This window comes from Gilliamella sp. CG16 (assembly GCF_046635785.1).
In the GTDB taxonomy this organism is placed as follows: Bacteria; Pseudomonadota; Gammaproteobacteria; order Enterobacterales; family Orbaceae; genus Gilliamella; species Gilliamella apicola_I.
This window is the reverse complement of record NZ_JBIDFL010000005.1, coordinates 34,008-46,864: the sequence shown is the minus strand read 5'-3', so window position 1 is coordinate 46,864 and position 12,857 is coordinate 34,008. Positions and strand designations below refer to the sequence as shown.

The 12,857-nt window shown below is 35.7% G+C and carries 10 protein-coding genes and 1 tRNA gene; 7 read left to right on the top strand and 4 right to left on the bottom strand.

The window, feature by feature from the left end; translation table 11 throughout:
* The first annotated feature begins 1 nt into the window (after position 1).
* The 4 genes from ACGH47_RS06870 (at position 2) to ACGH47_RS06855 (ending at position 4,689) form a co-directional block, all read left to right on the top strand.
* The gene (locus tag ACGH47_RS06870; RefSeq protein WP_411623049.1) at positions 2-958 is read left to right on the top strand and encodes a DUF2877 domain-containing protein; all 957 of its coding nucleotides are present in this window, start codon (positions 2-4) and stop codon (positions 956-958) included.
* Between the two features lie 3 nt (positions 959-961).
* On the top strand, positions 962-1,885 hold the full coding sequence (allS, locus tag ACGH47_RS06865) for an HTH-type transcriptional activator AllS (RefSeq protein WP_411623048.1): 924 nt from the start codon (positions 962-964) through the stop codon (positions 1,883-1,885).
* A gap of 65 nt (positions 1,886-1,950) precedes the next feature.
* Positions 1,951-3,186, top strand: coding sequence for a pyridoxal-phosphate-dependent aminotransferase family protein (locus tag ACGH47_RS06860; RefSeq protein WP_267352443.1), 1,236 nt, complete (start codon positions 1,951-1,953; stop codon positions 3,184-3,186).
* 210 nt (positions 3,187-3,396) lie between these two features.
* Positions 3,397-4,689 (top strand): MFS transporter, encoded by a 1,293-nt coding sequence (locus ACGH47_RS06855; RefSeq protein WP_411598694.1) that lies wholly within the window; start codon positions 3,397-3,399, stop codon positions 4,687-4,689.
* Between the two features lie 370 nt (positions 4,690-5,059).
* On the opposite strand, the gene fabB is transcribed toward ACGH47_RS06855, so the two are convergent.
* Positions 5,060-6,271: a beta-ketoacyl-ACP synthase I gene (gene fabB / locus ACGH47_RS06850; RefSeq protein WP_065559433.1), complete on the bottom strand. Its 1,212-nt coding sequence runs from the start codon at positions 6,269-6,271 to the stop codon at positions 5,060-5,062.
* Between the two features lie 301 nt (positions 6,272-6,572).
* On the opposite strand from fabB, the gene ACGH47_RS06845 reads away from it, so the two are divergent.
* Positions 6,573-7,838, top strand: coding sequence for a putative DNA modification/repair radical SAM protein (locus ACGH47_RS06845; RefSeq protein ID WP_411598693.1), 1,266 nt, complete (start codon positions 6,573-6,575; stop codon positions 7,836-7,838).
* A 3-nt stretch (positions 7,839-7,841) separates the two neighbouring features.
* Positions 7,842-8,645, top strand: a complete 804-nt coding sequence (locus tag ACGH47_RS06840; RefSeq protein ID WP_411598692.1) for a TIGR03915 family putative DNA repair protein — start codon at positions 7,842-7,844, stop codon at positions 8,643-8,645.
* Positions 8,646-8,699: 54 nt separating this feature from the next.
* On the opposite strand, the gene ACGH47_RS06835 is transcribed toward ACGH47_RS06840, so the two are convergent.
* Positions 8,700-9,458, bottom strand: a complete 759-nt coding sequence (locus tag ACGH47_RS06835) for an MlaA family lipoprotein (RefSeq protein ID WP_411598691.1) — start codon at positions 9,456-9,458, stop codon at positions 8,700-8,702.
* A 128-nt stretch (positions 9,459-9,586) separates the two neighbouring features.
* Here ACGH47_RS06835 and ACGH47_RS06830 point away from each other — a divergent pair.
* Positions 9,587-9,658: transfer RNA gene (locus ACGH47_RS06830), tRNA-Arg, on the top strand.
* 623 nt (positions 9,659-10,281) lie between these two features.
* Here ACGH47_RS06830 and pssA read toward each other — a convergent pair.
* The gene (pssA, locus tag ACGH47_RS06825) at positions 10,282-11,637 is read right to left on the bottom strand and encodes a CDP-diacylglycerol--serine O-phosphatidyltransferase (protein ID WP_267350672.1); all 1,356 of its coding nucleotides are present in this window, start codon (positions 11,635-11,637) and stop codon (positions 10,282-10,284) included.
* 142 nt (positions 11,638-11,779) lie between these two features.
* Positions 11,780-12,832: an AI-2E family transporter YdiK gene (gene ydiK, locus ACGH47_RS06820; protein ID WP_267350674.1), complete on the bottom strand. Its 1,053-nt coding sequence runs from the start codon at positions 12,830-12,832 to the stop codon at positions 11,780-11,782.
* Positions 12,833-12,857 lie beyond the last annotated feature (25 nt).

Genomic DNA, 12,857 nt, shown 5'->3' with positions numbered 1-12,857 from the left:
TATGAATCAGGAACTTGCAGATTGTCATCGTACCGATAAACAAGCTGAAAATCAGCAATGGCTCTTACCATTCTCTGCCGATTTTAATCGGCAGGGACTTTGCCATACCTCAAAACATATTACGCAATCTATAAAGCCATTGCTTAAAAGTGCCCATGTACCATTTACTGTGAGTGATTTAACACTATTTAGTCTGCATGAACATACCATTAATCTGATTAATAATGCAAAGCAGCTTATCACTTTACACCGTTATGGTCACGGTTTGTCGCCAATGGGTTGGGTACTAAAAAGTGCTCAATTTGATTTAATCAAACAGACACTAACTCAACGTCATAAACCAATCGAACAATTAGCAACGGGTGACATAGTTATCGGACATATTCAAATTAGTGCGAAAACACACATCTGCTCTTTGCAATTACTTCCTTATCCGCATACCAATTATGATAAAAATGGAGTTGCTCAATTATTCAAGCGGATCAATAATCCTACAGGATTGTTTGGCGAGTTAAGACAAAATATTACTGAAAAAAGGGCGCCTGAATTGTGCCAGTTTTGTGACAAAATTGACGCATTATTAAATGGATATTCTGATGATATTACCCCTTTTATTGGTCTAGGAGCAGGATTAACCCCCAGCTTTGATGATATTTTGATTGGCATGATTGCAGTACTATTAAGTGATCAGCGTTTTTATCGTCGATGTAACTTGTTACAACGTGCCATACTTAAGCTTGATCTTGATTCTTTAACGACAACTATTAGTGCGACTTTTTTACGTCATGCCCTGCAAGGAAGATTTTCATTACAAGTACTGCAAGTTATAACCGCACTCAATCAACAAAAATATCAACATCGATCTTTGGCTGAGATATCAAATTATGGTCATACTTCAGGGGCTGATCTGTTGCTTGGTATTTGGCTTGGTATCGATCGTTTTGTCATAAGGGATTGAAGTATGTTAGATACAGAAACTATGCGCACATTTACTAAAGTTGTTGAGTGTAACAGTTTTTCTAAAGCCGCAAAGTTATTATATAAAACCCCAGCCGCAATTAGCTATCGAATAAAATCATTAGAAGCTGAACTCAACACTCAGCTATTTGAACGAACCACTCGAACCGTTTCACTTACGCTAGCCGGTCAACACCTTTATGAGCACTGTAGTCAGTGGTTATTATGGTTAAATTCAATGCCCGAAGAGTTACAACAAATTCGTGATGGCGTTGAACGTAGAGTCAATTTAACGATTAATAACCTATTATATGACAGCGACGCTATTACAGAACTGCTAGATTATCTACTAGAAAAATATCCTTTTACCCATTTTACGATTAATCGCCAAGTTTATATGGGGGTGTGGGATTCATTGTTATATGGAGAATGTCATCTTGCTATTGGGGCAACAGGCACGGAATCACTGGATAATATGATTAATATCTTTCCATTAGGCGAAATAACTTGGGCATTTGTAGCTGCTAAGCATCATCCTATCACTCGTATAGATACTCCTTTATCAAATGATGCATTGCGTAAATATCCTGCAATCAATGTTGAAGACACCTCTATTCACATGAATAAACGTGTTGCATGGCTATTGCCAAGTCAGACCGAAATCATCGTACCGGATATTTCAACTAAATTGGCTTGTCATTTAAAAGGGCTTGGTATTGGATTTTTGCCTCGCTCTTTGTGTCAACCCTATTTGGACACGGGGGAATTAATTGAATGCAAAGTGATTAATGAACGCAAACCCTCACCACTTTCGTTAGCATGGAAAAAATCGAATATGGGTAAAGTGATGAATGAAATCGTCAATTTGTTTAAATATCATCATCCTATTGCGCTTCGTTTTTTAAAAAATATTGATAAAAAAAGGTAATCCAATTCGTTCTAAAAGTAGACATTGTTAATTAACAAATTTGATATTAATAAAGGAAAAATAATATGTTAGACCTAGATAAGTATGATCAAATTAATCCGCCAATGCGTTTACTCATGGGACCGGGGCCAATTAATGCCGATCCAAGAGTGACCCGTGCTATGGCTGCGCCATTAATTGGTCAATTTGATCCAGTTATGACGGATTATATGAATCAAACAATGGCACTGTATCGAGATATTTTCAAAACCACCAATGAGCAAACTTTTGTGATTGATGGCACAGCACGAGCAGGGATTGAAGCGGTTTTAATCTCAACTATTCGTCCGGGTGATAAAGTTTTGGTACCGGTTTTTGGTCGATTTGGATTATTGCTATGCGAGATTGCCCATCGTTGTCGGGCACAAGTCCACACGATTGAAGTACCATGGGGTGAAGTGTTTGATCCTAATGTGATTGAAGATGCGATCAAAAAAGTGAAACCGAGATTATTACTTTGTGTTCAGGGGGATACTTCGACAACGTTACTTCAACCGCTTGATAAAATCGGTGAAATTTGTCGCCGACATGGTGTGTTGTCGTATGTTGATGCGACTGCTTCAATCGTCGGTAATACTTTGGAAGTGGATAAATGGCAACTCGATGGGGTATCAGTCAGTTTACAAAAATGTCTAAGTGGCCCACCGGGTGTTGCACCATTAACCTTAAGTCCTGCGATGGTCGACGTTATTCAAGCTCGCAAATGCGTTGAATTAGGCATTCGTTCAGAGGGTGATATCAGTGGCAATGATGAAATCATCTATTCTAACTATTTTGACATCGATATGATCATCCGCTATTGGGGGGCGGAACGCATTAATCATCATACAGAAGCAACTTCGATGCTTTACGCCGCAAGAGAGTGTGCCCGTATTGTGTTACAAGAAGGACTAGATAATGTCGTTGAACGCCATCGTATTAATGGCGAGGCAATGGTCGCAGGATTGCAAGCGATGGGGCTTAAACTTTTTGGCGATCTTAAATACAAAATGAATAATGTGGTTGGGGTTATGCGTCCTGAAAATATCGACGACCAACAAGTTCGTAACCTAATGCTGAATGATTTCGGTATCGAAATAGGGGCATCTTTTGGCCCACTTAAAGGGAATGTTTGGCGCATTGGTACAATGGGATATAACGCCAGAAAACAGTGTGTTTTACAAACCTTGACCGCATTTGAAGCAGTGTTAAACCGTCTTGGCTTTAAAACCATACAAGGTGCTGGACTTCAAGCTGCCTGGAACATTTATCAAAATTCGTAATATATCGTCATCGTTATAAAGCTCACTAAGGTGAGCTGATCTTATAACTATTAAAAGTATTAGATACACCATTTATATCGAAAAGTAAGTTAGTTGTTATTGGTTGCAATGAAAGCAGATTATCAAATTAACGTCTAAAAGCGTTGTGATTCGTTGCTCATTGATTTGAGTGATGGAGGACAATAGCCTAATTATACTTAAGGAAATTCTATGAGTATCTTAACAAATAAAGAGCCGACATCGGGATATCATCCTAAAAAGTGGAAAGGTCGTTATAGTGTCCTGTTGTTATTATGGTCTGCTTGGTTAGTATCATTTCTCGATCGAATGGTGATGAATGTATCGCTTCCCTTTATTGGTGACGATTTAGGGTTGGATAAAATAGAACAAGCATCAATTATCAGTGCTTTTTTTATTGGTTATGCCCTTTTTCAAATACCGGGCGGGTATTTATCCGATAGATTTGGATCCCGTAAAGTCATGGCATTCGCCATCGTTTGGTGGTCAGTTTTTACTTTTTTCACAGGTTTAATCTATATTCTGCCTTTAATGTTATTAGTCAGATTTCTGTTTGGTCTAGGAGAAGGCGGGTTTCCTGCTTCATCATGGAAAACCATTGCCACTTATTTTCCTGCTAAAGAACGAGGTCGAGCCACTGCGATTCAATCTTCTGTCAATACATTAGGGCCTGCTATTTCGGTCATCGTTGCGGTGACAATTATCGAATGGTTAGGTTGGCGTGCCGTGTTTATTCTGTTGAGCCTGCCCGGATTAGTATTAGGTTATCTTATCTACCGTTTGATACACAATCATCCTGCTGAAAATCCCTTAATCAAGCCTGAAGAATTGCATGAACTACAAGAATGCAATGACAATTTTAATCCCCCTAATCATAACGTCAATTTGCGCAATAATAGCCAGTCGCTAGCGGATGTGTTGAAAATGCCTTTATTATGGAAGCTGTCGCTAATTTGGTTTTTATTTGATATTACTTTTTGGGGATTTACGACTTGGTTACCCAGTTATTTACTGGAAGCAAGAGGATTATCGTTATCCAAAACTGGGATATGGGCAGCTATTCCATTTTTATTTGGTGCAGTAGGTACCTTGATCGGTGGCTATCTTGCCGATAAATTTGTACAACGACTCAAAATTATTTATGGCGTTACCGCAATCTTATCTGCTAGTTTTTTATTTCTCATGTTTAACGTTGAAAATCTAGATGCAGCCATTGCTTTTCAATGTATTTCAGCGTTGTTTATGTTTATTGCCTTTGCTATTTTTTGGGGAATGTTAATGCAACTTATTCCAACGGTCATTATGGGTAAAGCTTCCAGTATCGTTAATTTTGGCGGACAAGTTGCCGGAATTATTTCACCCTTTATCATCGGTTTTTTAATTGAAAAATCAGATGGTGGATACCAAAGTGGTTTTTTATTTATGGTGCTATCACTGATTGCATCGGCAATTTTAACGCTATTCATTCAAAAAATAACACGTTAAAAAAGTGGAGCAATGCTCTGCTTTTTGTTATTGCTATTCAATCAATTAATATGGTTGCCATAAGGTTTGATTAAACAAGTGGAATAAAAGTAGTCAGAATAACTAAGAAGAAATCTATACGATTAACCTAATCGGAAAAGTAAAATTATTTTATTTTCTCTAAAAATCATCTTGTTGTAAAAGAGATAAAAATATCTGCGAAATTTATTGATTACTATGTGATTCAAAAATAAGTCAGGTTAACGTAACGCATTAATTAGTTAACCAATGAAAAATAGGATGTTTATAAAATGAATGTTTGCGATATTTTTGAACGTGAATAAAAAAACCGTTCCAAAGAGAACGGTTTTTATTTAACTAAAACACTAGACTAAGCTTTATATTTTTTCATGACAATTGAAGCGTTAGTTCCACCAAATCCGAAGCTATTCGACATGACTGTCGTTAATTCACGCTCGGTTGGTTCAGTGATAATGTTCATGCCAATAGCGGCTTCATCAAGTTCATCAATGTTAATACTTGGCGTAATAAAGCCATGTTCTAACATTAATAATGAATAAATTAATTCTTGTGCACCGGTCGCACTTAACGAGTGACCCGTCATTGATTTAGTGGATGAAATCGCCGGGATATTATCACCAAATACTTGCTTGATAGCCCATAGCTCTTTAACGTCACCAACAGGAGTTGATGTACCGTGTGTATTGATATAATCCACAGGCACATCTAAATCTTGGATCGCAAGTTGCATACAACGCATTGCACCTTCACCAGATGGGGCTACCATGTCATAACCGTCAGATGTAGCAGCATAACCAACCAGTTCACCATAGATATGGGCACCACGAGCAAGCGCATGCTCTAACTCTTCAACTACAACCATACCAGCACCGCCGGCAATCACAAATCCATCACGGTTGGCGTCATAGGCACGAGATGCTTTTTCAGGTGTATCATTGTATTTAGTTGATAACGCACCCATTGCATCAAATTCACATGACATTTCCCAACAAAGTTCTTCACCACCACCGGCAAAAACAATATCTTGTTTACCGAGTTGAATCAGCTCAGCAGCATGACCAATACAGTGTACAGACGTTGCACAAGCTGACGTCATAGAATAGCTAATCCCTTTGATTTTAAATGGTGTTGCTAAACAAGCTGAAATGGCTGATGACATTGATTTTGTCACAGCATAAGGCCCCACGCCACGTAATCCCTTTTCTTTCATACCTGCAACGACGTTATATTGAGTTTTGGTTGAACCACCATAGCCCGCAATTAAACCAGTTCGAGGATTTGAGACTTGTTCAGGAGTCAATTTTGCATCGTCAATAGCTTGTTGTAGAGCAAGATAACCATAGATAGAAGCATCATTCATAAAGCGCACGATTTTGCGATCGATAAGTCCAGTAGTATCTAATTTAACATTACCGCAAACATGGCTTCGCATTCCGCTATCTTTCATTTCTTGAGAAAAAGTGATTCCACTACGACCCACTTTTAATGATTCTAAAACCTCTTTAGTATTGTTCCCAATACTCGAAAGAATACCTAATCCGGTAATAACAACTCGTTTCATGTAATATTCTGCTCCTAAATTAACTGGCTTCATAAGAAAAATTGATGTGATTATAGCGTACACTTGTAAGCTGAACAATACCTAACGAAGCTATTTTATTTATAATATTAAATCGAGTAATTTCGAAAGTAAAAAATATATCAATTATCCTTTAAATTATATTAATTATTATGTTTTATTAACAATAAACCTCATACTTTGTTAAGTACCTAAAATTACACTTTTCTGATTGTTTATTTACTTGCTAATTAAAAAGTGATTAGTATAATACTGTTTGTTTATACAGTATAAGGGGTTAGCAATGAATGAAAAGATGATATCAAAGCTTGAAATATTAGCTGAATCAGCAAAGTATGATATTTCTTGTGCTTCAAGTGGCTCATCTCGAACTAATAAAAATAAAGGGATTGGCAGTGCGCATCGTTGTGGAATATGTCATTCATTCACTGCTGATGGGCGTTGTGTCTCTTTGCTTAAAATCATGTTAACTAACTATTGCATGTTTGACTGTGCTTATTGTATAAATCGCCAAAGCAATGATATTCCCAGAGCTGGATTTACGCCTAAAGAATTAGCTGATTTAACCATTGAATTTTATCGTCGTAACTATATTGAAGGACTTTTCTTAAGTTCTGGCATTGTCAGAAGCCCTGATCATACGATGGAAAAAATGATTAGAGTGGTAAAAATATTACGTAATGAACATGGATTTAATGGCTATATCCACATGAAAGCCATTCCTGGTGCCAGTAATGATCTTATAGTTCAGGCTGGTTTGTTGGTTGATCGAATGAGTGTGAACTTAGAGATCCCGACAGAAAAAAATCTAAAGTTATTAGCGCCCGATAAAGATCATCAAAGCATTTATCAACCAATGCGCCATATTCATCAAAACTTACTTGAAAACATAGAAGATCGAAAAAAAATTAAATCTACGCCAAAATTTGTACCAGCAGGGCAGAGCACTCAAGTCATTATTGGGGCGACAGATGAGACAGACAGCCAGATTTTACAACTAACGGCTAAACTCTATAAACGACCAAGCATGAAGCGTGTTTATTATTCAGGGTTTATTCCTGTTAATGGTTATGATAAAAGATTACCCGTATTGCAAGAAGTACCAAGAGTGCGAGAAAATCGCCTTTATCAAGCTGATTGGTTATTACGATTCTACGATTTTAGTGTCGACGAAATTGTCAATGATCAATATCCTGATCTTGATTTAACTGTTGATCCTAAACTGGCGTGGGCTATTCGAAATCCCCAATTCTTTCCGGTAGATATAAACCGTGATAGTTATCAAAAAATTTTACGGGTACCGGGTATTGGTGTTAAATCGGCAAAATTAATTGTTTTAGCAAGGCGACATCGTAAATTAAATTTAGAAGCTTTAAAACGAATAGGCGTTGTTCTAAAAAGAGCCCAATTTTTTATTATTTGCCATGAAATGCGAAAATTTAAATTATTAGACTCATCCGAGCAGTATATTCGGCTTTCTTTGCAAGAAAAACCGTTGCTTGAAGTCAAAAATGATAATATTCCTCAGCAATTAGTGATGGGTTGGTAAATCATGTTAGCTTTTCAATATGATAAAAGTTTTGAAGGATTGCTATGCGCAGTGTTTGATGCGTTTGAGCAAAAAAAGATGCCCGATTGTTTGTTGGCGCATAATGATCTTGTGCCTTTGTTAGTATCCGATACGCATCATGTGGAAGTACGTAATAGTAAATATGAACGGGTTCAAGTAGCTTTGAACAAAAAGTTATCTCACGTTGCGCTTAATCAATTAAAGTATGTTTGGCTTTCTGAATTACCAGAAAGTGATTTCATTATTTTTCGTTATATCTGTAAAGTTTTCAAATCAAAGCATCCTATTGAAACGGATTTTGGTGATCCTGATGTACTAATTGTTCACGACATTGCTAAAAAAGTAAGTCGGGAACGGCATCATTTAATGCAATTTGTTCGTTTCAATACTATTGAAAACCCAATTGATAACACAAATGACGGACAAAATGAAAAGATCTATTTTTCGGTTATTGCTCCTATCTATAACGCATTGCCTTTAGTCTTAGATTTTTTTAAAGATCGTTATGCCGATCAGAAATGGGCGATTTATGATGAAAAACGTAAATATGGCTACTTTTATGATCTCGACAAACTTGAAAAAATTTCACTTGTTGATCATGAGGAGTTGATCGTAGATAACAAAGTCAATCAACGGTTTTTAACGAAAGATGAACAACTATTTCAAACCCTATGGCATCGTTACTTTAATGCTTTATCTATCAAAGAAAGAGAAAATCCTAAATTACAACGTCAACAGATGCCAAAACGGTTTTGGCACAATTTACCTGAAATGAAAGGCAAATAAAAAACCGCTATTGAAGCAGCGGTTTTTTTTATCTATAAATCATGATAAAACAAGTTATTGTGAATCGATATCATTAATAAAACTATTGATGCTTTCTTCACGTTGTTGCTGTTTCTTTTCATCGACTTTACCACCAGAAGCAATAAAATCATTTCGTTGGAAATAAGCATTACGCATAAAGTTATAAGGATCGTCACTGTTTTTAATCAGATCTTCGTATTCAATCGCCATCGCACGAGCCTCAATACCGTCGAACACGCCTCGTACTAATGCCCATTTCCAATTTAACCAAGCTAAAGGTGGATAAAGCGTATCAACTAAGGCACCGCCTTCCTCTCTAAGCGTTGCTGAACCATAGAAAGGTAAAACCACATATGGACCATACGGTACGTCATAGTGACCAAGCACATCACCAAAAGTATGCCTATTGCCTTTTTGTAATTGTGGGTCAGCTAAACTGGCAACATCAAATAATCCTGCAACACCAAAAACAGTGTTTAAAAAGAATCGTGCTAAGTGTTTTCCGGCTTGGTGGACATTTCCTTGTAAAAGATTATTCACCATCGAAGCAGGTTCAGAAAGGTTAGAAGAAAAGTTCACGACACCTTTACGAAGTGGTGTTGGTACATAATCTTTCCAAACGACAGCAGCTGGACGCAAAACATACGGATCTAATGCATAATAGTTAACATTAAACATTGCTTTATTGAATCCAGATAAAGGATCACTGTATGAATTGCTTTCAGGATCATATGAAGCGCAACTTGTTAGTGCCATAACAGAGAACAGCATGCCAATTATTCTTTTTTTCATAGGATTTTCAACTAAACAAAATTCAGATTATTGATTTTTTAATTGTATCATGTTTACACATAATACAAAATTTTTCATTATTTAAATGGTATTATTTTTTTAAATTTATTAAAATGGGCGCCCCCGATGACCTCATAGTTAAATGGATATAACGAGCCCCTCCTAAGGGCTAGTTGCAGGTTCGATTCCTGCTGGGGTCAAGTACATATATAAACCTATCTATTAAATATAGCAACTGTAAAAAATTTTTTACTGAAAAATATAACAATTTGTCATGTTCTATCTTAACTTATTTGTCATCACTTTGTTTGGTGTATTTTAATTATTTTTTGTTATCAATATAATAATAGTCATCAATTCAAATGTATAATGTATTAATGGATGCTGATTAAAATAGTTGAAGTTTAGTCAGAAAATTTAACACCACGATTGAAGCATTTTATGCACCGGCTTATGTTGAAAGTCGACAACTTAAGCAAGCTTTTATTCAAATCGGGTTATAAAAGATACCTTAAAATAATCTACTAAGGCTGATATTTTATTGGTTGGTTTAGGCAATAATCCCTTTGTTATTGTCATTGCTTTCTAGGCGCATTGTGCTTAGAGCGATTGATATTTTTGCAATTAGTGCTTCAAATGGCCGAACGGTTTTAAGTTTGCAAAAAAATAGCCCTGAATAAATATTATTTCGTTAAATTTTTAAAGCTATAGAGATTAAATTTGACTAAGAACAGTTGTTATTATCTTTAATAACTAGTCAATTTTATTCTCTATAGCTTATTTTAGTTGACGATTTACTAACAGCTTATCATTTATTTTCGTTTTATAATAAGCGTTTTATAATCCGATCAACACGTATGCGAGTTAATCTTTTAATTAACTTATGTACGTGAGGTGGGTAAAACTGGCTGGCTTGAATTTGTTGAAAATGTGTCACCAATGTGGTTTTTTCTCTGATTGTATCAAGTTCTTTATCAAACTGATCTTGCAATTCTTGTTTAGGATCATGAATTAAAATACCATTTTCAAGATCTAATCGCCATGCCCTTGGGTTAAGATTATTACCCGTAATTAATACCCATTTTTTATCGACCCAAATACCTTTAAGGTGATAAGTTTGTTCGCCATCTTTCCATAATCGAATAATGAGTTGTTCTTTATCAATAAAAGGTTGCAGTCGCTCGATAAATTTTCTTAAGTTAATTTCATATAAATAAGGTAGCCCACCTGAAATATTGAAAGGTTTATCTTCTGGAATATAGAAATCATTGGCGATTTTGTCACCGATTATAATTTCTACTTGTTTACCTTTGCGCAATAAGCGAATAATGTCACGAACTAAAATATTAGGTAAGTTGAAATAAGGGGTACAAAAGATAATTTTTTGCTGAGTAACATTAATTAGGTGATGTATCGTTCTATTTAATGAGTTATTACGGCCTAAACCTGAAATAGGGGATACTGAAAGGGATTGATTATCGGCATCGCCCGTATAATGATATTTTGCATTCATTAAATGTTGACGAAGGGCTTTAATCTCAGCTTTTAGTTGTTTTCTGGTTTTATGGTTTTCACCATCCAGCCGTTGTAATCCGCTAAAAGGTAAAAAATTGTCATTAATATAGTTCACCATACTATCGGCGAGTACTTTATTGGTAATAAAGTGGTAGCGGTCGTAGCGATATTTATCCAGCTTATGTAAATAGACGTTATTTATACTTGCACCGCTATAAATCACGGTATCATCGATAATAAACCCTTTAAGGTGAAGAACGCCCAGCACTTCACGGCGATTAACAGGCACACCATAAATAGGAATATCAACTTGAGGATTTTCTTGTTTTAATTGGTAATAATATTTTGCATTAGTTTGACTTTTGTCTTCACCAATCCTACCGCGTTGTGCTCGATGCCAATCGACAAAGATTTTTATATCTAAATTGGGATTTTGTTGCTTAACATTATATAATTCTTTAAGAAATTCTTTTCCTGCTTCATCTTGCTCTAAATATAACGCAACAATATAGATGCGTTCCTTGGCATGTTTAATTGCATCAAGCAAAGCAAGCCGATAGTCTGTAGGATTATATATAATACGGTATTGATCGGCATGTTGAGAAATTTTTGCTAATTCATCAAGCTGTTTTTGGTGATTATATTTTATAAATGGTATTCGCATGATTTCTATATCATTTTAACTGACGCATATCGTTGAGTAATACGAATTATATCAGAAAATAATTCTCCTTTTTATACAACATTTGTTAATGTATTTAGTCACAACGTTATAAAATCTTATTTTCGGGATGATAATAAATTGTTTAAGATTGTTCATCAACCCATGTCTGAATAATTTTATAGGTTAAGGCTAATACGACTGGTCCGATGAATAATCCCATAATACCAAATCCAAGTAATCCACCAATAACACCAAATAGAATAAGTAAAAAAGGTAAATCAGCGCCTTTTTTGATTAAATAAGCACGCATAACACTATCAAGTGTCGTCAGTATTACTGCGACGACAATTAAGATAATACCTGAAGCCGTATGACCACTCCAAAATTGCCAAATTATACAACCTAGCATGACGACAACTGGCCCAATTTGGGCAACACAACAAATAAATAGTACTAGAGTTAATAGACCCGCTAACGGCATATTCGTTAACACAAAGCTTAAACCACCAATTAAAGCTAAAGTAATGGCGGTTACCACTACGCCTAATGCGACTGCACGAATTGATTGGCCTGCTAAGGTGACGGTTGTTTCGCCATATTGTTTAGAGAGTCGATTAGCAAATACATAAACATATTTGGTAATACTTTCACCTTTTAAGAAAAGTAAAAGGCTAAAAATAATCATGACACCAGCATGGAAAATGAAAATACCTAAATTAGTTACTTGCTCGATCAACCACTTAATCATAGTGCCAATATAGGGTTGAACATTGCTCATTAAATCTGAACCATCGGTTTTGATCAGCTCTAACCATTTTTGATGTAATTCCTCACCAAACATAGGAATGCTATTTAGCCAATCAAGAGTGGGTAACTCGTGATGAGATAGTGATTTTGCCCATTCAATCAGATAGTGTCCATTTTGTGCTACACTACTAATAATGAGAAGAAAAGGAATGACACAAACAAAGGCTAAAATTAATGCCATAACCAACAAAGATAACCAGCGTTTATGGAAAAGTTTGTTTTGAATTTTGATCATAAGTGGCCAAGTTGCAATCACGACCATGACCGCCCAGAAGAATCCAAACAAAAAAGGTTCAACAATCCGATAAGTAATGATGATAAATAATCCAATTAATAGCAGATTAAGAATTAATTTTAATAAATCATTAGTATTTTTTTCTTTAGGCATTTTATAACCATAGTAAATAGTAAAT

Bases quoted from the DNA above. Each gene is read 5' to 3' on its own strand.
- ACGH47_RS06870 (WP_411623049.1), top strand. From the start codon at position 2: ATGAATCAGGAACTTGCAGATTGTCATCGTACCGATAAACAAGCTGAA.
- allS (WP_411623048.1), top strand. From the start codon at position 962: ATGTTAGATACAGAAACTATGCGCACATTTACTAAAGTTGTTGAGTGT.
- ACGH47_RS06860 (WP_267352443.1), top strand. From the start codon at position 1,951: ATGTTAGACCTAGATAAGTATGATCAAATTAATCCGCCAATGCGTTTA.
- ACGH47_RS06855 (WP_411598694.1), top strand. From the start codon at position 3,397: ATGAGTATCTTAACAAATAAAGAGCCGACATCGGGATATCATCCTAAA.
- fabB (WP_065559433.1), bottom strand. From the start codon at position 6,271: ATGAAACGAGTTGTTATTACCGGATTAGGTATTCTTTCGAGTATTGGG.
- ACGH47_RS06845 (WP_411598693.1), top strand. From the start codon at position 6,573: ATGAATGAAAAGATGATATCAAAGCTTGAAATATTAGCTGAATCAGCA.
- ACGH47_RS06840 (WP_411598692.1), top strand. From the start codon at position 7,842: ATGTTAGCTTTTCAATATGATAAAAGTTTTGAAGGATTGCTATGCGCA.
- ACGH47_RS06835 (WP_411598691.1), bottom strand. From the start codon at position 9,458: ATGAAAAAAAGAATAATTGGCATGCTGTTCTCTGTTATGGCACTAACA.
- pssA (WP_267350672.1), bottom strand. From the start codon at position 11,637: ATGCGAATACCATTTATAAAATATAATCACCAAAAACAGCTTGATGAA.
- ydiK (WP_267350674.1), bottom strand. From the start codon at position 12,832: ATGCCTAAAGAAAAAAATACTAATGATTTATTAAAATTAATTCTTAAT.